Below are 19,054 nucleotides of genomic sequence, written 5' to 3'. Positions count from 1 at the left end.
GTGCGGGACTGCGTACGTCCCCCCTACAATCCATCGCAGATGAGCCAGATCACACGCTGCCCGGCCTGCGCGACCCAATTCAAGGTGGTCGCCGACCAGTTGCGCATTTCCGAAGGCTGGGTGCGCTGCGGGCAGTGCAAGGAGGTGTTCGACGCGGCGGAGCACCTGGTGGCCGCCCCGCCTCCGCCGATGCTGCCCGACGTGTCGCTGACCGACACGCGGCCGCCGCCCACGGTCGTGGCGCGGCAACCCGAAGCGCGTGGTGCCTGGGGGGTCTTCGACCCGCCGGAAAACAAGCCAGCGGGCCGCGTGCTCCAGCCACCGGTGCCCGTACCGGTCCCTGTGCCGGCAGCGCCCGTGGCGGCACCGCCTGCCGCTGCTGCAACACCGGGCTCCGGCGGCGCGGCTGGCGAGGTTTTCGATATCCCCGCACCCACCGTTCCGGCGTTCCTGTCGGCCACGCGCGCAGCTTCCACGGCACTCAGTGCCGATGATCTGAGCCTGGAGCCCTTGCAGACCTTTGGTTGGCGAGCGCCCGTACCGCCGCTGGCATCCCCCCGTGCGGCCTCCGCCGCGCCGCCGGCAGCGGCCATTCCCCCGCCGCCAGCGGCATTCGTGCCCCCGCCGCCACGCGAGGAGAGCCGGGTGATGCCCGGGCTGGCCGCGTCGCTGCTGGCCGACCTGGCCCCGGTGGCCAGCCCCGCACTGCCCAAGGGTGTGCTGGACCCCGCAGCCGAAGGCATGGCGCTGCCTGCCGGCTACGAGCTGCCCACGGCGGATTTTTCCGACTCCCTGCCCAGGGCCGAGGGCGAAGACCGCAGCGGCCGCGATGAGCGCGACGACGATGGCCCGGACACGGAAATCATGTCCCTGCCAGAGGACCTGGGCGACAGGGATCCTTATCCGCCCCTGGATCTCCCCAGCGCTGCGGCCAGGCGTGGGGCCTTGCCGCTGGACGACGAGGACGATGACGACCACGATGACGGCGTGCCGCTGTTCGGCCCTGCTGCCGTAGTGCCCGCGCCGGCTGTGGTGCCGGTGACCGCACCGGAGCCTGCACCCCGGCGCAAGCCGGTGGCCGCGCCATCGTCGGCGCCCACCAGTGATTTTTCCGAATCCGTGACGCCTTTTCCCGATGCGGACTTCGAGCTGATGCCCGATCCGGTCTTTCCGGTATCGGCACCGGCGCTCAGCCGCTCGGATGCCTCCGGGGCGGGGCGGGGGTCTGCAGCGGCGGCAGCGCTGGATGCCGACGAGGACGATCTGCCGGCCGGCCATTCCGGTGCCGAGGAGGTGAGCTTCGTGCGGGCTGCGCGCCGCAAGGCCTTCTGGCGCCGGCCGCTCGTGCGCACCCTGCTGGCGCTGGTGCTGCTGCTGTTGCTCGGGGTGCTGGCCCTGCAGGTCGCGGTGCATGAGCGCAACCGCATTGCCGCGATGGACAGCCGCTCGCGCCCCTGGTTGCAGCAGCTGTGCACCCACCTGGGTTGCACGCTGGCACCGCAGCGCCAGATTGCCGACCTGGTGATCGACAGCTCGTCCTTCAACAAGGCGCGTGGCGACGGCTACGTGCTGGCGCTCACCGTCAAGAGCCGTGCCGAGATACCGCTGGAAATGCCGGCGGTGGAGCTGACCCTCACCGATGCCCAGGACCAGCCCATCCTGCGGCGCGTGCTGCTGCCGGCCGACCTGGCGGCGCCTGCCGAGCTGGCGGCGCGCGGCGAGTGGAGCACCTCGGTCTCGGTGGTGGTGACTACGGGCGCCTCGCGGGTGTCGGGCTACCGGGTGATGACCTTCTACCCCTGATCCCTGCGGATCCGGGGCCTCTCTTTCCAACCCTTTACTTTCTTCCTACCTATGGCTGCCCTCATCTGCGGTTCCCTGGCATTCGACACCATCATGACCTTCGAGGGGCGCTTTGCCGAGCAGATACTGCCCGAGCAACTGCACATCCTCAATGTGTCGTTCCTCGTGCCCTCGCTGCGCCGCGACTTTGGCGGCTGCGCCGGCAACATCGCCTACAGCCTCAAACTGCTGGGCGGCGAGCCCGTGCCCATGGCCATGGTGGGCAGTGATGGTGCGGACTACCTGCAGCGCATGGACGACCTGGGCATCAGCCGCCGTTTCGTGGGCCAGGTCCAGGATGTGCATACCGCGCAGGCCATGATCATGACCGACCGCGACAACAACCAGATCACGGCCTTCCACCCCGGCGCGATGATGCAGGCCCATGCCAACCGCATCGAGTCCGGCGCGGGCATCCACCTGGCCATCATTGCGCCCGATGGCCGCGACGCCATGATCGAGCACGCTGCGCAACTGGTGGCCGCCGGTGTTCCCTTCGTTTTCGATCCGGGCCAGGGCCTGCCCATGTTCAACGGTGCCGAACTCTCGCGCTTCATCGAGCAGGCCACCTGGGTCACGGTCAACGACTACGAGGGCAAGATGCTCAGCGAGCGCACGGGCTTGGGCCTGGCCGAGATCTCGCAGCGCGTCGATGGCCTGGTGGTGACCTTGGGTGGCGAGGGTTGCGAGGTGTGGGTCAAGGGCGAGAAGACGCTGGTGCCTGCCGTGGTGCCGGCCGCCGTCGTGGATCCCACGGGCTGCGGCGATGCCTGGCGCGGTGCGCTGCTCTTCGGCCTGGAGCGTGGCTGGCCGCTGGTGAAGTGTGCGGAACTGGGCAACCGCGTCGGGGCCCTCAAGATCGCGCAGCGCGGCCCGCAAAGCTACACGCTGGACTTCCAGCCTGCGTGAGCTGAGCCTGGTGTCGTGCGTGCCTCGCCTGGGGTGGGGCACGGCGCGATGGCGCCGTCCTGCGCTTTCCGTCCGGGCATAAAAAAACCCGGTGCCGAAGCACCGGGTTGAGCGCGAAGCGCGTAAGGCAAAGACTTACGGCTTGGTGCCCGTGGGGAAGGGCCATGCTGCCTGAGGGTTCAGCGTGGTCTGCGCTGCGGGAGCGGCTGCGGCTGCAGCTGGCGCAGGGGCTGGGGCCTTGGCCGCTTTCTTGGCAGGAGCTGCCTTCTTGGCGGGTGCAGGGGCGGCCTTCTTGGCGGCTACGGCCTTCTTGGCAGGAGCGGCAGCCTTCTTGCTGGGCGCAGCTGCCTTCTTGGCAGGAGCGGCAGCCTTCTTGGCGGGTGCAGCTGCCTTCTTGGCAGGAGCGGCCTTCTTGGCTGGTGCTGCTGCCTTCTTGGCGGGAGCGGCCTTCTTGGCTGGTGCTGCTGCCTTTTTGGCGGGAGCGGCCTTCTTGGCTGGTGCTGCTGCCTTCTTGGCGGGAGCGGCCTTCTTGGCTGGTGCTGCTGCCTTTTTGGCGGGAGCGGCCTTCTTGGCTGGTGCTGCTGCCTTTTTGGCGGGAGCGGCCTTCTTGGCTGGTGCTGCTGCCTTCTTGGCAGGAGCGGCCTTCTTGGCTGGTGCTGCTGCCTTCTTGGCAGGAGCGGCCTTCTTGGCCGCTGGCTTTGCAGCTACAGCCTTCTTCGCGGGAGCTGCCTTCTTTGCAGCGGGTTTTTTCGCAGTTGCCATCATGTTCTCCTTGAGTCAATTTGCAAAGAGCACTTCGTGTCTACAGTGGACATGAAGCGATCCATGGAGATGGGGTTGACCCCATCTCCATGAACACGGGAACGCCCTGCACGGCAACGCGCTTGGGCGTTGTCCGTGCAGGGCGTGGTGTGGGGATCCATGGCGTGCGTGCACCTGCGAGGCTAGTCCCAGGACAATGCGCCACCCGACTGGTACTCGATGACACGCGTCTCGAAGAAGTTGCGTTCCTTCTTCAGGTCGATCATCTCGCTCATCCAGGGGAAGGGATTTTCTTCGTTGGGGAACAGCGTCTCCAGCCCGATCTGGGTGGCGCGGCGGTTCGCGATGTAGCGCAGGTAGCCCTTGAACATCGATGCGTTCATGCCCAGCACGCCACGCGGCATGGTGTCTTCGGCATAGCGGTACTCCAGCTCCACGGCCTGCATGAACAGGGCCTTGATCTCGGCCTTGAACTCCGCGGTCCACAGGTGCGGGTTCTCCAGCTTGAGCTGGTTGATCAGGTCGATGCCGAAATTGCAGTGCATCGACTCGTCGCGCAGGATGTACTGGTACTGCTCGGCCGCGCCGGTCATCTTGTTCTGGCGGCCCAGCGCCAGGATCTGCGTGAAGCCGACGTAGAAGAACAGGCCTTCCATCAGACAGGCGAAGACGATCAGCGACTTGAGCAGCGTCTGGTCGGTCTCGAAGGTGCCGGTGTGGAAGTTGGGGTCCATGATCGCCTCGATGAAGGGGATCAGGAACTGGTCCTTGTCGCGGATCGAGGGCACTTCCAGGTAGGCGTTGAAGATCTCGCCTTCATCCAGGCCGAGCGACTCCACGATGTACTGGTAGGCGTGCGTGTGGATCGCTTCCTCGAAGGCCTGGCGCAGCAGGAACTGGCGGCACTCGGGTGCGGTGATGTGGCGGTAGGTGCCCAGCACGATGTTGTTGGCGGCCAGCGAGTCGGCGGTCACGAAGAAGCCGAGGTTGCGCTTGATGATGCGGCGCTCGTCTTCGGTCAGGCCATTGGGGTCCTTCCACAACGCGATGTCGCGCGTCATGTTCACTTCCTGCGGCATCCAGTGGTTGGCGCAGGTGGCGAGGTACTTTTCCCAGGCCCACTTGTACTTGAACGGCACCAGCTGGTTGACGTCGGTCTGGCCGTTGATGATGCGCTTGTCGGCAGCGTTCACGCGGCGGTGCGCGGGTGCTGCGACTGGGGTGGCTTGCGGTGCTGCCGATGCCGTCATCGACGCATGCACTTCCTGAAGCGAGGGGGTCTGGAAAGACACAGGCGACTGTTCCGCCGGGTGGCTTTTGTGCAGTCCACCGTCCAGTTGATTTTGCGATGAGGGCTTGACTTCTTCGTCCCAGGACAACATAGATTTTCCAGTGTTCGGATTATGAAAGCAGTGCTGCAAAAAGGAAAGCACCGCAGCGTTGTGCAGCAACGTTTTGTTGCTTCACAGCACCGAAGCAGCGCACATGGGTCCGCATGCGCGCCGCTTCATGAGACCTTACTGGCAGGCCTCGCAGGTTGGATCATCGATGGCGCAGAACTTGACGTCGGTGGCGGGCAGTGCGGCGGCCTGCGCGGCAGCGGCTGCAGCGGCCGCTTCCATCGCGCTCGGCTTGGCCGGCGCGGCCTGTGCGGCACCCGCATCGCTGCCCGACGAAACGGAGTTGAGCTGGCGCGTGTTCACGGTGCTCATCTCCACGTGCGTAGCGCTTTGCGTGCGCAGATAGTAGGTGGTCTTGAGGCCACGCAGCCATGCCAGCTTGTAGGTGTCGTCGAGCTTCTTGCCCGATGCGCCGGCCATGTAGATGTTCAGGCTCTGGGCCTGGTCGATCCACTTCTGGCGGCGCGATGCGGCTTCCACCAGCCACTGCGAATCGACTTCGAAGGCCGTGGAGTACAGCGCCTTGATGTCGGCCGGCACGCGGTCGATGGGGTGCAGCGAACCCTTGAAGTGCTTGAGGTCCATGATCATCACGTCGTCCCACAGGCCCAGGCGCTTGAGATCGCGCACCAGCCCGCCGTTGATCACGGTGAACTCGCCCGACAGGTTGGACTTGACCGACAGGTTGCCAAACGAAGGCTCGATCGATGCGTCCACGCCGATGATGTTGGAGATGGTGGCCGTGGGGGCGATGGCGACGCAGTTGGAGTTGCGCATGCCGTCCTCGCTGATCTTCTTGCGCAGGGCATCCCAGTCGAGGGTGGCCGAGCGGTCTACTTCGACGTAGCCGCCGCGTGCCGTGGCCAGCATGTCCAGCGTGTCCAGGGGCAGGATGCCCTGGTCCCACAGCGAGCCCTTGTAGCTCTCGTACTGGCCGCGTTCACGGGCCAGCTCGGTCGATGCCCAGTAGGCGTAGTAGCAGATGGCTTCCATCGACTTGTCGGCGAACTCCACGGCCGCCTGCGAAGCGTAGGGAATGCGCAGCTCGTACAGGCTGTCCTGGAAGGCCATCAGGCCCAGGCCCACGGGGCGGTGGCGCAGGTTGGAGTCGCGCGCCTTGGTGACCGCGTAGTAGTTGATGTCGATCACGTTGTCCAGCATGCGCATGGCCACGGTGATGGTCTTGCGCAGCTTGGCGTGGTCGATCTGGCCGTCCTTCAAGTGCTGCAGCAGGTTCACGGAACCCAGGTTGCAGACCGCGGTCTCGGTGTCGCTGGTGTTCAGCGTGATCTCGGTGCACAGGTTGGACGAATGCACCACGCCGGCGTGCTGCTGGGGCGAGCGCACGTTGCAGGCATCCTTGAAGGTGATCCAGGGATGGCCGGTCTCGAACAGCATGGTCAGCATCTTGCGCCACATGTCGGTGGCCTGCACCGTCTTGGAGGGCTTGATCTCGCCGCGCGCGGCCTTTGCTTCGTAGGCCACGTAGGCCTTCTCGAAGGCGCCGCCGAACAGGTCGTGCAAGTCGGGCACGTCGGAAGGCGAGAACAGGGTCCAGGTGCCCTTTTCCATCACGCGGCGCATGAACAGGTCGGGGATCCAATTGGCCGTGTTCATGTCGTGCGTGCGGCGGCGGTCATCACCGGTGTTCTTGCGCAGTTCCAGGAACTCTTCGATGTCCAGGTGCCAGGTTTCCAGGTAGGTGCAGACGGCGCCCTTGCGCTTGCCGCCCTGGTTCACGGCCACGGCCGTGTCGTTGACCACCTTGAGGAAGGGCACCACGCCCTGCGATTCGCCGTTCGTGCCCTTGATGTGCGAGCCCAGGGCGCGCACGCGCGTCCAGTCGTTGCCCAGGCCGCCGGCGAACTTGGACAGCAGCGCGTTTTCCTTGATGGAGTCGTAGATGCCTTCCAGATGGTCGGGCACCGTGGTCAGGTAGCACGAGGACAGCTGCGAGCGCAGCGTGCCGCTGTTGAACAGCGTGGGCGTGCTGGACATGAAGTCGAAGCTCGAAAGGATTTCGTAGAACTCGATGGCGCGGGCTTCGCGGTCGGCTTCGTTGAGCGACAGGCCCATGGCCACACGCATGAAGAAGCACTGGGGCAGCTCGATGCGGGTCTTGCGCACGTGCAGGAAGTAACGGTCGTACAGGGTCTGCAGGCCCAGGTAGTCGAACTGCAGGTCGCGGTCGGCCTTGAGGGCGGCGCCCAGGCGGGCCAGGTCGAACGTCAGCAGGCGCGGGTCCAGCAGCTCGTTGTCCACACCCTTCTGGATGAACTGCGGGAAGTAGTCCACGTAGCTCTGGCCCATGTCGGCCTGGGTGACTTCACGGCCCAGCACTTCGCGCACGATGGTGTGCAGCAAGAGGCGTGCGGTGGCGTAGGTGTAGTCGGGGTCCTTCTCGATCAGCGTGCGGGCTGCCAGGATGGAGGCCTTGTAGACCTCGTCCATGGGGACGCCGTCGTACAGATTGCGCATGGTCTCGGCCACGATGGGCTGGGCCGACACGTCGGCGCCCAGGTTCACGCAGGCCGACTCGATCAGGCCACGCAGGCGCACCAGGTCCAGCACCACGCGCTTGTTGCCGTCCAGCACGTGCAGTGCGGGGGCGGGCGCGGCAGCCGTTTCCTGCTCGACGTGGCGGGCGCGCTCCTGGGTGCGGCTTTCGCGGTACAGCACGTAGGCGCGGGCCACCTCGTGGTGGCCGCCGCGCATCAGCACCAGCTCCACCTGGTCCTGCACATCTTCAATATGGAAGGTGCCACCGCCAGGGCGCGAGCGCGCCAGGGCGCGGGCGACGTTCTGGGTCAGCGTGTCCACCACTTCGCGCACGCTGGCCGACGCGGCGCCCTGGGTGCCATGCACTGCCAGAAACGCTTTCATCATCGCCACGGCAATCTTCTGCGGCTCGAACGGGACCACGGCGCCATTGCGGCGGATGATCTGGTAGTGGGAGTACGTGTTCGCTCCCTCTGGTGCAGCAGAAGATGCCTCGGGCGCATCCTGGGATGCGGGGCGGGTGGTGGATGAAGGCGTGTTCAAAGCAGCGTGCATGGATGTCCTCTTTTTGGGTGCTGTCTGGAATGTGCAGGCGGGTGGCAGTGCCGCCGCGAGGGAGAAGTGGTGCGCCAGTTTCTGGCCTGTCGCACACTATATATGGTGTGTCAGTTGCGTTCAATACGCTACCGGTAGTGTACCGCCGCCAGGGATGCCAAATTCCGAAACAGCATGTTTCCCCCACGCCGCATCGGCCTATGGTGCCTGTCGTACACGCGCCTTGTGTCCGATGGATGGCTGTGAAAACCACGCAGTGGCGCGTGATGCGGGCCAGTTTTGCATGGCAGACCGCGTGGAGATTGAAGCGGCCGGTTTGTGCATTCGCAGCAAAAAATATTTTTGCTGCAGCGGTGATGTGACGTGCTGCTGCGACATCCGCTGCGGGTGCTGCGGCCTGCGCGCACCGACCCGGTGCGTGGGGTCAGGCGCCGGTGGTGGAGGCCGGCCGCGTGTCGACCGGAAAGCACTCCGGTGGCCAGCCCAGCGACTGCTGCAGGCCCGCCCAGTCGAAGCCTGCACCCGGGTCGTGCTTGCGCCCCGGGGCGATGTGCTCGTGGCCGGCCAGGTGGGCGATGGGATAGCGCCGCGCGATGTCACGGCACAGCCAGGCCAGCGTGGCGTACTGGTCGGCCTCGAAGCGCTCGCCCTCCAGGCCTTCGAGCTCGATGCCGATGGAGTCGTCGTTGCATTGCGCGCGGCCCCGGTAGGCCGAGGGCCCCGCATGCCAGGCGCGCTGGTCGCAGTCCACGAACTGCCAGAGCCCCCCAGCGCGGTCGATGACAAAGTGCGCGGACACCGTGAGACCGCGGATGCCCTGGTAGTAGGGGTGTGCGTCCCAGTCAAGCGTGTTGGTGAACAGCTGGCGCACGGCCGGGCCCCCGTACTCGCCCGGGGGCAGGCTGATGGAATGCACCACGATCAGGTCGATCTGCGCCGCCGGCGGGCGCGGGCCGAAGTTGGGCGAGGGCTGGCGCACGGCCGACCGGTGCCAGCCCTGGTCCCATGGGGACCTGGCGGCGCCCGGCACCTCAGCCGATGTCGTCATGGGCATCCTGGTCATTGGGCACGGCGATGTTCAGGCGCGCAATGCGGTAGCGGATCTGGCGCAGGCTGATGCCCAGGCGCGCCGCCGTGGCCGTGCGGTTGAACCCCGCCTCGCGCAGTGCGCGCACCAGGATGTCGCGCTCCTGCTGGTCCAGCCAGGCCTGCAGGTCACTGGGCAGGGGTGTGCTGGCGCCTGGCATGGGGGAGCCGGGCGCAGCGCCCAGGGCCGGGCGGGGCGACGATGCGTCGTCCGCCTGCAGCGTGTCCGGTACGGCGGTGGGGGTGAACGCCGCGGCGTCTGGAGCCTGTGCAGGGGCCGGGCTGGCGCTGCTGGCGGCTGCAGGAAAGCCGCCCGCAGGCGGGGCCACGCCGTCCACGTGCAGCTCATCCCCTTCGCTCAGGGCCACGGCGCGGTGCAGCAGGTTTTCCAGCTCGCGCACGTTGCCGGTGAGGGGGTGGGCGGCAATCGCCTGGATCGCGTGCTCGGTCAGTGCCGGCACGGGCATGCCCGACTCCTGCGCGATGCGCGCGAGCAGGGCCCGGCACAGGGCGGGCAGGTCTTCGCGCCGCTCGCGCAGCGGCGGGATCACGACCTCGATCACGTTGAGGCGGTAGTAAAGATCCTGGCGGAAGCGGCCGGTCTGCACGTCGGCCGCCAGGTCGCGGTGCGTGGCGCTGACGATGCGCACGTCCACCGTCTCTTCCTGTGTGGAGCCCAGGGCGCGCACGCTGCGCTCCTGGATGGCGCGCAGCAGCTTCGATTGCATGGCCAGCGGCAGGTCGCCGATCTCGTCGAGGAACAGCGTGCCCCCGCGCGCTGCCTGGAAGTAGCCGTCCCGGTCCTGGCTGGCGCCGGTGTAGGAGCCCTTGCGCGCGCCAAAGAACTCGGCCTCGAGCAGGTTTTCGGGGATGGCGCCGCAGTTCACGGCCACCCAGGGGCCGTCGGCGCGCTGGCTGCTGGCGTGCAGGGCCTGGGCGACCAGCTCCTTGCCGGTGCCCGACTCGCCGTGGATCAGCACCGGCGCCATGCCACGCGCGACCTTGGCCACGCGCTGCTTGACGTTGCGCATGGCGGCCGACTCGCCGACCAGACGGTCCAGCGCCGACGACGAGGCCTGTGCATCGACCGTGCCGCTCTGGCGCCCGCCTGGGGTGCGTGCCGCGCGCGGTGCCGGCACCCCGCCCGTGCCCTGGATGGCCGAGGCCACCACGGAGCGGAACTGTTTCAGGTCCACCGGCTTGGTCAGGTAGTCGAAGGCACCGGAGCGCAGCGCCTCCACCGCATTTTCGGCCGAGCCGTAGGCCGTCATGACCACGCAGCGTTCCTTGCGCTGCTGGTCGCGCAGGTCCTGCAGCAGCTCCATGCCAAAGCCGTCGGGCAGGCGCATGTCGGTGATCACCGCGTCGAAGCGGTGCGCCTTGAGCTGCTCGCGCGCCTCCTGCACGCTGGCGGCCGTCTCCACGCGGTAGCCTTCGCGCAGCAGCGTGAGTTCGTAGAGCGTGCGCAGATCGGGCTCGTCGTCTACGACAAGGATGGAGGCAGCAGGGGCGTTCATGGGGGAGAAAAGGCTTTCAGACCACGATGGTGTCGAACAGGGAGGCGGGCTCGGACGGGCGCGTTGTGCGCCGAAAGCCGACTGTAAAGGCATTGCCGCCGGTATCACCGCGCTGGGTCAGGCGCACGACCCGCTGGTAGCCGATGGAGGCCCCATGGCGCTGGCACAGCTCGCGGCAGATGTACAGGCCCAGGCCGCTGGAGCGGCTTTCGGACGAAAAGAAGGGCTCGAACAGGTGGCGCTCCACCGATTTGTCCATGGGCGCGCCATCGCTCCAGACCTGCAGGCTGATCTGGCCGGTGATGCTGGTGCGCGTGGTGATGCACAGCGAGTCCAGCTCGGGACCTCTGTAGCGCAGGGCGTTGTCCAGCAGGTTCACCAGCACGCGGCGCAGGTGCTCGGGGTCGAACTCCACATGCGCATCGCCTGCCCCCAAGGCCACCAGTCCTTGCCGCTGGGCCGGGTCCTGGCCTTGCCAATCGTTCCAGACCTGCGCCACGGCCGTGTCCAGTTGCAGGGTGGAGGCGGGCGAATGGCTGATCTGGTGCTGTACGCGGGCGATGTCCAGCACCTCCTCGGCAATGCGCGCCAGGCGGTCCGCGTTCTGCTGCACCATGTGCGCCAGGCGTTTCTGGCCAGGGTCCGTCAGGTCTTCTTCCAGCAGGGCATTGGCCTGGACGATGGCCGCCAGGGGGTTGCGGATCTCGTGGGCCACGGCGGCCGACATGCGGCCCATGGCGGCCAGCTTCTCGGTGCGCAGGCGCGCCTGCATCTCGCGCAGGTCGTGCAGGAACATCACGCACAGCCGCTCGGTGCCAGACTCGCGGGCCAGGGTGCGTGACGAGGTCAGCCAGGTGCGCACGTGCAGGCCGGTCGGGCTTTCGCCCGGGTGCAGCAGGTCGGCATCGGCGGTCTGGGGCTGCTCCTGGCGGAAGGTGTGGCGTGCCAGCCTCACCAGGGGATCCCAGGCGGCCGCATGCGTCAGCGAAAAGGGCAGGGGCGGCAGGGGCGGCTGGCCGAGCAATTGCAGGGCCGCCGGGTTGGCCGTGCGCACGGTGTCGTTCTCGTCCACCACCAGCACGCCGTCCGTGAGGTTCTGGATCACCAGGGCGCTCACCTGCGTCTGCACCCGCGCCGTCATCTGGCTTTGCAGGGCCACTTCCTGCTCGCGCGCCAGGCGCGTGGCAAGCTGGTGCACCAGGTAGGAGACGATGAAATAGCCCGTGCCGGTGAGGGCGCTTTGCAGGTAGCGCTGGGGGTCGTCGACACCTGCACGCGAGCCCAGCCACGCCAGGCCCAGCAGCAGCAGGGTCACGCCCGCCGTGGTGCCCAGTGCCAGCGTGAGCGTGCCCAGCACGGCCGCCATCAGGATCGGCAGGCCGAACAGCGGGGTGTAGTTCAGGGCGCCCGAATGCAGCAGTTGCAAGGCGCACACCACCGCCAGGTCGACGCCGATGGAGGGCAGCCAGTGCATGCCCGTGCCCGGTGGCGGCGGCTGGTGGCGCGCCAGGATGCGCATCAGCAGGGTGGCGATCAGGTAGGCCACGGCGACCGCCAGCGTGGCCGGGTCCAGCGTCTGGTTGACGGCCTGCCCCAGGGTCTGCAGCAGGACCAGGGCGATCGCGACCATCACCCGGGCGGTCAGGAAGCCCTTCCACAGGCGCAGGAAAGGCGCATCCACCGTCACGAGCAGGTTGTTGCCCGGCGGGCTGTCTGCCATGGTCGTCGGTTCAGGGCTTGCCAAGGCGTTGGTGCTCCAGGCTGCAGTAGGCGCTGTCCCCCTGGATCTGGGCCTCGGCACGCGGCACATGCACGCCGCAGTGCGCGCAGGCCACGATGTCCTGGGGCAGGGCGGGGGGGCGGGCCTTGCCGGGCTGGGCTTCCTTGGGCGCGGCGCGGTTGCTGCGCCAGATGCCGATGGCCACCACCAGCACCACCAGCAGAACGAGGTACTTCATGCGCTGCGGCCCAGGATGACTTCGAGCACGAAGCGCGAGCCCACGTAGGCCAGCAGCAGCAGGCCGGCCCCGGCATAGAGCACGCCCACGGCGGTGCGGCCGCGCCAGCCAAAGCGCGCACGGCCCAGCAGCAGTGTGGCAAACGTGATCCAGGCCATCAGTGAGAAGATCGCCTTGTGGTCCCAGCGCCAGGCGCGGCCGTAGAGCGCGTCGCCGAACAGCCAGCCGGCCAGCAGCGTGGCGGTGAGCAGCACGAAACCGGCCGTCACGAAGCGGAAGGTCAGGCGCTCCAGCGTGAGCAGCGGAATGCCGCTGTGCGGGTCTTCGGCCTGGCGGATGTGGCGCTCGGCGCGTGTCATCAGCCAGGCATGCACCACGGCAGCGCCGAACAGGCCGTAGCAGGCAATGCCCAGGGCAAGGTGCAGCGGCAGCCAGGCCGACGCCGACACATGCAGCGGCTGGCCCGGGAACACCAGGGCCAGCACGATGGCCACCGCGCCCAGTGCTGCCAGCACCCAGCGCGCCTGCATCTGCGGAAACAGCTGCTTTTCGACCGCGTACACCGTGAGCACCAGCCAGGCCGTCATCGACAGGGCCGGCGCAAAGCCAAAGCGCGGTGCCTCGTTCCACAGGCCCAGCACCAGGGTGGCGCCATGCAGCAACCATGCGACCAGCAGGGCGTTGCGCATGCCCGCAGCCCCCAGGCGCGACGCCGCGGCAGCCGGCATGGCATAGGCCGCAGCTGCGGCAAGCGCGAGCAGCCAGCCAAGGGGAGAAGCACTGGGTAAAATCATGGCTTACAGTTTAGTTGTCTTTCGCCTTGCCGCCCGCGCCCTGGCGGCCTGCATGCACTCGTACTGCAGGCAAACCCGGAACAATCCCCTATGGCCTCCGCCCTTACCGACAAACTCACGCGCCTCGTCAAGGAGATGCGCGGCCAGGCCCGCATCACCGAATCCAACGTGCAGGACATGCTGCGTGAGGTGCGCATGGCCCTGCTCGAAGCCGACGTGGCCCTGCCCGTCGTGCGGGATTTCATTGCCCGGGTCAAGGAAAAGGCCCTGGGCCAGGAGGTGCTGGGCTCGCTCAAGCCGGGCCAGACCCTGGTCTCCATCGTCAACCGCGAACTCGCCGCCACCATGGGCGAGGGCATTTCCGACATCAACCTGGCCGCCCAGCCACCCGCCGTGATCCTGATGGCCGGCCTGCAGGGCGCCGGCAAGACCACCACCACGGCCAAGCTGGCCAAGCACCTGATCGAAAAACGCAAGAAGAAGGTGCTAACCGTCTCGGGCGACGTCTACCGCCCCGCCGCCATCGAGCAGCTCAAGACGGTGACGAAGCAGGCCGGCGCCGAGTGGTTCCCGAGCACCCCCGACCAGAAGCCGCTGGATATCGGCCTGGCTGCGCTCGACTACGCCAAGAAGCACTACTTCGACGTGTTGCTGGTCGACACGGCCGGTCGCCTGGCCATCGACGAAGTGCTGATGAAGGAAATCAAGGACCTGCATGCCGCCCTGAACCCGGTCGAAACCCTGTTCGTGGTCGATGCCATGCAGGGCCAGGATGCGATCAACACGGCCAAGGCCTTCAAGGAAGCGCTGCCGCTCACCGGCATCGTGCTGACCAAGCTCGACGGCGACTCGCGCGGTGGTGCCGCGCTGTCGGTGCGCCAGATCACCGGTGCGCCGATCAAGTTCGCGGGCGTCTCCGAAAAGCTCGATGGCCTGGAAGTGTTCGATGCCGAGCGCCATGCGGGCCGTATCCTGGGCATGGGCGACATCGTGGCCCTGGTGGAACAGGTCACGGCGGGCGTGGACATCGAGGCCGCGCAAAAGCTCGCCGCCAAGGTCAAGAGCGGTGACGGCTTCGACCTCAACGACTTCCTGTCGCAGCTGCAGCAGATGAAGCAGATGGGCGGACTGTCGAGCCTGATGGACAAGCTGCCCGCCCAGTTCACCGCCAAGGCTGGCGCCGTGGACATGGACAAGGCCGAGAAGGACATCAAGCGCAAGGAAGGCATCATCCAGAGCATGACCCCGCTGGAGCGCCGCAAGCCCGAGCTGATCAAGGCCACGCGCAAGAAGCGCATCGCAGGCGGCGCCGGCGTGCATGTCCAGGAAGTCAACCGCCTGCTCAAGGAGTTCGAGCAGATGCAGGACATGATGAAGAAGATGAAGGGGGGCGGCCTGATGAAGATGATGAAGAAGATGGGCGGCATGAAGGGCCTCGGGGGCGGCGGCATGCCCAAGATGCCGTTCTGACCCGGGCCTTCGATCACCCACAGCCCTGAATGAGCGCAGGCCGCGCTCTTCAGGGCTTTTTCATGGGCGGCGGTGGCAGCGGCCAGGGCAGCCAGTGCCAGGGATGGTCGCGGTTGGCTACCCATTGCGCCACGTCGTCTTCGGTGAAGGCCACGCCCAGGCTGTCCGCCCGCGAATGGGCCACCCACTGGCGGCGCCCGCGTGCGCAGGCGCTGCCGAAATCCTGCCAGCTGTGAAAGCAGTCGGCCGCGCGCTGTGCGTTGTGGTGCAGGATCTGCCACTGCGTGGCCTCGTCCAGCCAGCCCAGCAGGGCGGCGGTGCGCGTGGCGAAGGCTACGCGCGCACAGGCCAGGGCCATCGCGTCGCGCGGGGCATCGTCGGGGCGCAGGGCGTCCAGGCCCATGCGGAACCAGCGCTCGCGCAATTGCGCGGGCAGTGCGGCGCGGACCTGGTCGTCGGCCATGTCGCTGCGCAGGCCCAGCAGGTGCAGCAGGGCCGGGCGCAGGGACTGCTGCAGCGCATCGGCCAGGCGCGGCATGCGCGCATCGGCGAAGCCGCCCTGGATGCGTGCGAAGGCCATGGGATCGGCCAGGGCCAGGGTCCAGCTCCAGTGCGCGTCCAGGACGTACTGGCGGCGCAGGCGCGGTCGCCCGTACCAGCGCAGGAACGGCCCCAGCACCCACAGCAGCAGCAGCCAGGCCAGCCAGGCCACCAGGCAGAACCCGAGTGCGAAGACCAGCCAGGCGATCATTGGGGGCGCTCCGTGGCCTGCGTGCCACCGGCGCCCAGTGCCGCCGCCACGGAGGCCGCCAGCGGCAGGCCTTGCAGCAGCGCGGGGTCGCGCGCCGCCACCAGCCACTGCACCAGCGGTGAGGGGGCGGGCAGCTCGCGCACCAGCGCGGGCCGGGCCTGCACCAGGCGCAGTTGGTCCTGTTCATGCACCACGTCGCGCACGGCGCACCAGCCCTGGGCCGTGCGCACGATGCCCATCTGCAGCGCATCGGGTGGCGCCTCCTCGCAGGTGGTCAACTGGTTGAGCAGGGCCAGCACCTCGCCCTGGTAGCGCTCGATGGGCGGGCGGTTCTGCTTGCCCTTGATCTGGTCGATGGCCAGGCGGCCGTCCTCGCGCACATGGGCGCTGATCGTGATGTGCGGCACGTGGCTGGCCGTGCGGTAGGAGAACAGGCGCATGCGCCCCTCTTCGCAGGCCTTGGCATAGTGCTCGCCGTAGCCGCCGGCCAGGCTGCGCCGGCTCGCGAACTGGCCCAGGCAGTGGCGCATCATCTGGCTTTCATAGGCCATTTCCGCGCGCAGGTGCTCGCTGTCCGGGCGGAACTCGATGAAATGGCCCTGCTCGCCCTGCCATGCCAAGGCCACGGCATCGCTCTGGTGCTCGCGCCAGCCGGCAGCGGCTTTGGCTTCGTAGGCCGCATGTTCTTCGGCCCACAGGGCCAGCGCCTGCGGGGCGGTCACGCGCTGCAGCTTGCCTTGCAGCGCCGTGCCCTCGCGCGACAGCAGAAACTCCACAAGCCGGGCCTCCAGCGCCAGCACCGCTTCGGCTTCGGGGTCGATCCACCACAGCGGGGTTTCCGCCCCGGGGGCATGGCGCGCAGGGGCGTCGCCCAGCCGGGCCAGCGCCCAGGGCGGCACGGGCGCCGGCTTGAGCAGGGCCTGCGCCTGCCCACGCTGCGTGACGGCCTGCAGCACCGGTGCCGGCGCCTGCAGGTTGCCCACCACATGCCGGTAGAAGTGGTTGGCCAGCCAGGCACGCACCTCCTCGGGGTCGTTGCGCTCCTGGCTGCGGCGCTCGATCGCGCTGCGCAGGGCCGGCGCGTTGACCACGTCGCGCGCGCCGTACATGCTGCGTGCGGCTGCGCCCAGCGCCATTACCAGAGTTTCCACCAGGGCTTGCCGGCGGCCATGGCCTTCTTGCAGCTGGCGATGTCGTCGCGCGCGTAGCCGGCCTGCTCGGCATCGCTCTCGTCGCCCGGGCGCACCATCCTGAGCGACTCCTGGTAGAGCGCCATGGCAGGTTCGTACTGCTTGGTGTTCTCGTACACGTTGCCGGCCACGCGCCGCACGCCGGGCAGGGCATTGGCCCGCACGCGTGGCATCACCTGCTCGAGCCGCGCCAGGGCGTCGGCCGGCTGCGACCACGCCAGGTTGCGCAGCATGACCAGCAGGGCGCCGAGGTAGTCGTCCTCGTTCTCGGCCTGGTCATCGCGGTCCAGGCCGTTCCACCATTCATCCAGGCGCTGCAGCCAGATGTCGATCTCGTTGTCGCGGTCCAGCTCGTAGAGCGCGCGGCACACGCGCTTGAAGTAGTCCGTGGGATCGTGGCGCCCGTAGCCATGGTCCAGGGAGTAGTGCCACAGCTGGTCGGCCGCCGCGATGAGCTCGGCCTTGCGTTCCGACGCCGCGTAGCAGGACACGAGGCCGTTGTGGTGCTCCGCAAAGGGGCTGGTGGCCAGGCCCTTGTGGTGCAGTTCGATGGCCTTGTCGTACTCCTTGAGGTTACAGCGGTAGTAGATGGCCAGGTTGTTGCACAGCATGGAGTAGACGTGTACGTCGCCATCGCGGAACCAGCCTTCGCCGGTGGCGAAGAAGGCATCGAAATGCACCACGGCCGACTCGTAGTAGCGCGCCTTGAGGGCATCGATGTCGCGCTCGGGCCAGTCCTCGTCGTCGCTGGCGCCGCAGGCCTGCTGCAGGTTGAAGTCCAGCCACACGCCGATGTTGTAGCACCAGCCTGCGGCGGGCGATGCTGCAAACGGCTGTTGCAGCGCCTTGGTGACGCCATGCACCTTGATACGGCTGACCCACAGTGCCTGCAGCAGGTCGGGCGCGGCCATGGCGGGCTCGCGCACCGCCGCCTCCAGCAGTGGCAGGGCGCGCGCGTGTTCTCCAGCGGCGAACAGGCGCAGCCCGTCCAGGCACGCCAGCGCCGGGTGCTCCGGCACGGCGCTGCGCACCTGCGCGAGGTGGTGCCCGATGAAGGCCTCGGGGTCCTCGGTGTCTTCCACCCACCCGGCGTCGTTCATGGCGGCGCTGGCCAGTGCCAGGTGCCAGCCGGGGTGGGGCGTGGCGCCCCGGGACAGGTGCGCCTTCATTTGCGCGAGGGCCACCGTGCAGGCATGCGGTGTCGAAGCGGGGCGCTGGCTGCTGGCGCTCTCGAAGGCCAGTTGTGCCGCGTCGTCCAGCCTGCCGGCTTCGATCAGCAGGTCGAGCACGAAGATGCTGAAGCCGTCTTCCTGGTCGCCGGTCAGGCCGAAGCGGCCCTGCCTGGCCTTGACCAGGGCCTCGTCGAGGCGGCCCTGGCGCTGCAGGGCCCGGGCCTGCAGGCGGGCGCGGCGCACGGAGACGTCGCGCTGCAGCGGCCGCGACAGCTCGGCCGGCATGCGCGCCGGGATCTGCTGCACGATGGTGTCGATGCTCGTGGGGTCCAGTGCCACGAACTGCTCGCCCAGCTTCAGCCAGTCCTCGTGGTCCACGTCCTGCCCGGGCGCGGCATTGCGCAACTGGTCCATGGCCTGCTGCACCAACTGCTGCGCCTGCCTGGCATCGCCCTCGGCGGCCGCCACTTCGGCCAGGCGAGTGGCCAGCACGGCTTCATCCCAGGCGCGGTAGGCAGTGCGCTCGGGCTGTACCACCTGCAGCGCATAGCGGGCCTGGGCACAGCGGCGCCACACCCCGTAGTCCCTGCTGCGCTCGGCCTGGCCCGCCAGATGCTCCCAGGCCCGGTCGGACTGCTGGTCCAGCGGCGGCTGGGCCAGCAGGCGCGCCATGCCGTCGAGCGCCTGGTGCAGCAGCGCAGCCTGTTCGGGCAGGGCGCGCAGCGCCTGGGTGCGGGCAAAGCCGGCATGCACCTGTGCCTGGTGGCGCTCGGCGGCGGGCAATTCGTCCACCAGGGTGGCGGCATGGGTGTCGATGGCCTGCAGGGCCTGTGCCGGCTGGCCGGCCTGCATCCACAGTTCATGCACGCGGTGCAGCACGTCGAGCGAACCGGGCTGCAGCGACTGCAGGCCCAGCATGTCGGCCAGGGCCTGCATGCGCCGGGCATGGGCGGCTTCCTCGCTCTCCCCCTGGCCGTCCGCTGCGCCGTCCTCGTCATCGGTGGCCTCGAACAGGGCCTCGGCTTCGTCCAGGTAGGCATCCAGCAAGGGGCCGGACAGCGAGGTGGCGTGCAGGGTCGGGGCGGTGGCAGTCAGCATGGTGTGTGGCGAAAAAGGAGGGACGGAAACGCCGGGTGGTGTGCCCGGCAT

The 19,054-nt window shown here is 68.1% G+C and carries 14 protein-coding genes; 3 read left to right on the top strand and 11 right to left on the bottom strand.

What is annotated here, in order from left to right:
• The first annotated feature begins 39 nt into the window (after positions 1–39).
• On the top strand, positions 40–1,803 hold the full coding sequence (locus tag AC0IZS_RS04030; protein ID WP_471634466.1) for a zinc-ribbon and DUF3426 domain-containing protein: 1,764 nt from the start codon (positions 40–42) through the stop codon (positions 1,801–1,803).
• A 51-nt stretch (positions 1,804–1,854) separates the two neighbouring features.
• On the top strand, positions 1,855–2,751 hold the full coding sequence (locus tag AC0IZS_RS04025; protein WP_471634465.1) for a carbohydrate kinase family protein: 897 nt from the start codon (positions 1,855–1,857) through the stop codon (positions 2,749–2,751).
• 135 nt (positions 2,752–2,886) lie between these two features.
• On the opposite strand, the gene AC0IZS_RS04020 is transcribed toward AC0IZS_RS04025, so the two are convergent.
• The 8 genes from AC0IZS_RS04020 to AC0IZS_RS03985 all read right to left on the bottom strand — a co-directional run bounded on the left by AC0IZS_RS04020 (position 2,887) and on the right by AC0IZS_RS03985 (position 13,322).
• Complete coding sequence (locus tag AC0IZS_RS04020) at positions 2,887–3,513, bottom strand: histone (protein WP_471634464.1); 627 nt, start codon at positions 3,511–3,513, stop codon at positions 2,887–2,889.
• Between the two features lie 182 nt (positions 3,514–3,695).
• Positions 3,696–4,895, bottom strand: a complete 1,200-nt coding sequence (locus tag AC0IZS_RS04015; RefSeq protein WP_471634463.1) for a ribonucleotide-diphosphate reductase subunit beta — start codon at positions 4,893–4,895, stop codon at positions 3,696–3,698.
• Between the two features lie 135 nt (positions 4,896–5,030).
• A complete protein-coding gene (locus AC0IZS_RS04010) occupies positions 5,031–7,967 on the bottom strand; it encodes a ribonucleoside-diphosphate reductase subunit alpha (RefSeq protein ID WP_471634462.1) in 2,937 nt (978 codons plus the stop codon).
• A 424-nt stretch (positions 7,968–8,391) separates the two neighbouring features.
• Positions 8,392–9,015, bottom strand: coding sequence for a 1,6-anhydro-N-acetylmuramyl-L-alanine amidase AmpD (gene ampD, locus AC0IZS_RS04005; RefSeq protein ID WP_471634461.1), 624 nt, complete (start codon positions 9,013–9,015; stop codon positions 8,392–8,394).
• Positions 8,999–10,570 carry a sigma-54-dependent transcriptional regulator gene (locus tag AC0IZS_RS04000; protein WP_471634460.1) on the bottom strand — a complete coding sequence of 524 codons (1,572 nt, stop codon included), beginning with the start codon at positions 10,568–10,570 and terminating at the stop codon, positions 8,999–9,001. Before AC0IZS_RS04000 ends, ampD begins: the two co-directional genes overlap by 17 nt.
• Before the next feature lie 16 nt (positions 10,571–10,586).
• Positions 10,587–12,290 carry a sensor histidine kinase gene (locus AC0IZS_RS03995; RefSeq protein ID WP_471634459.1) on the bottom strand — a complete coding sequence of 568 codons (1,704 nt, stop codon included), beginning with the start codon at positions 12,288–12,290 and terminating at the stop codon, positions 10,587–10,589.
• Positions 12,291–12,300: 10 nt separating this feature from the next.
• Entirely contained in the window at positions 12,301–12,528 is a 228-nt protein-coding gene (locus tag AC0IZS_RS03990; RefSeq protein WP_471634458.1) for a PP0621 family protein, read from the bottom strand.
• Positions 12,525–13,322 carry a cytochrome C assembly family protein gene (locus tag AC0IZS_RS03985; protein ID WP_471634457.1) on the bottom strand — a complete coding sequence of 266 codons (798 nt, stop codon included), beginning with the start codon at positions 13,320–13,322 and terminating at the stop codon, positions 12,525–12,527. Before AC0IZS_RS03985 ends, AC0IZS_RS03990 begins: the two co-directional genes overlap by 4 nt.
• A gap of 90 nt (positions 13,323–13,412) precedes the next feature.
• Here AC0IZS_RS03985 and ffh point away from each other — a divergent pair, with 90 nt between their 5' ends.
• Positions 13,413–14,792 (top strand): signal recognition particle protein, encoded by a 1,380-nt coding sequence (gene ffh, locus AC0IZS_RS03980; protein ID WP_057201719.1) that lies wholly within the window; start codon positions 13,413–13,415, stop codon positions 14,790–14,792.
• A 49-nt stretch (positions 14,793–14,841) separates the two neighbouring features.
• Here ffh and AC0IZS_RS03975 read toward each other — a convergent pair whose 3' ends face one another.
• From AC0IZS_RS03975 to AC0IZS_RS03965, 3 genes are read right to left on the bottom strand one after another with little or no spacing between them, the layout of a single operon-like run.
• Positions 14,842–15,543, bottom strand: coding sequence for a DUF1266 domain-containing protein (locus tag AC0IZS_RS03975; protein WP_471634456.1), 702 nt, complete (start codon positions 15,541–15,543; stop codon positions 14,842–14,844).
• Positions 15,540–16,694: a hypothetical protein gene (locus AC0IZS_RS03970; RefSeq protein ID WP_471634455.1), complete on the bottom strand. Its 1,155-nt coding sequence runs from the start codon at positions 16,692–16,694 to the stop codon at positions 15,540–15,542. The genes AC0IZS_RS03975 and AC0IZS_RS03970 overlap by 4 nt, the downstream gene beginning before the upstream one ends.
• On the bottom strand, positions 16,679–19,003 hold the full coding sequence (locus tag AC0IZS_RS03965) for a hypothetical protein (RefSeq protein WP_471634454.1): 2,325 nt from the start codon (positions 19,001–19,003) through the stop codon (positions 16,679–16,681). Before AC0IZS_RS03965 ends, AC0IZS_RS03970 begins: the two co-directional genes overlap by 16 nt.
• Between the last annotated feature and the right edge of the window lie 51 nt (positions 19,004–19,054).

The sequence above is a fragment of the Acidovorax sp. AC410 genome, from assembly GCF_979253235.1.
Note: the sequence above shows the minus strand (reverse complement) of the source record. Positions and strands in the feature narration are given on the sequence as shown.

Coding starts and splice junctions, on each gene's coding strand:
- AC0IZS_RS04030 (WP_471634466.1), top strand. CDS start 40: ATGAGCCAGATCACACGCTGCCCGGCCTGCGCGACCCAATTCAAGGTG.
- AC0IZS_RS04025 (WP_471634465.1), top strand. CDS start 1,855: ATGGCTGCCCTCATCTGCGGTTCCCTGGCATTCGACACCATCATGACC.
- AC0IZS_RS04020 (WP_471634464.1), bottom strand. CDS start 3,513: ATGGCAACTGCGAAAAAACCCGCTGCAAAGAAGGCAGCTCCCGCGAAG.
- AC0IZS_RS04015 (WP_471634463.1), bottom strand. CDS start 4,895: ATGTTGTCCTGGGACGAAGAAGTCAAGCCCTCATCGCAAAATCAACTG.
- AC0IZS_RS04010 (WP_471634462.1), bottom strand. CDS start 7,967: ATGCACGCTGCTTTGAACACGCCTTCATCCACCACCCGCCCCGCATCC.
- ampD (WP_471634461.1), bottom strand. CDS start 9,015: ATGACGACATCGGCTGAGGTGCCGGGCGCCGCCAGGTCCCCATGGGAC.
- AC0IZS_RS04000 (WP_471634460.1), bottom strand. CDS start 10,570: ATGAACGCCCCTGCTGCCTCCATCCTTGTCGTAGACGACGAGCCCGAT.
- AC0IZS_RS03995 (WP_471634459.1), bottom strand. CDS start 12,290: ATGGCAGACAGCCCGCCGGGCAACAACCTGCTCGTGACGGTGGATGCG.
- AC0IZS_RS03990 (WP_471634458.1), bottom strand. CDS start 12,528: ATGAAGTACCTCGTTCTGCTGGTGGTGCTGGTGGTGGCCATCGGCATC.
- AC0IZS_RS03985 (WP_471634457.1), bottom strand. CDS start 13,322: ATGATTTTACCCAGTGCTTCTCCCCTTGGCTGGCTGCTCGCGCTTGCC.
- ffh (WP_057201719.1), top strand. CDS start 13,413: ATGGCCTCCGCCCTTACCGACAAACTCACGCGCCTCGTCAAGGAGATG.
- AC0IZS_RS03975 (WP_471634456.1), bottom strand. CDS start 15,543: ATGATCGCCTGGCTGGTCTTCGCACTCGGGTTCTGCCTGGTGGCCTGG.
- AC0IZS_RS03965 (WP_471634454.1), bottom strand. CDS start 19,003: ATGCTGACTGCCACCGCCCCGACCCTGCACGCCACCTCGCTGTCCGGC.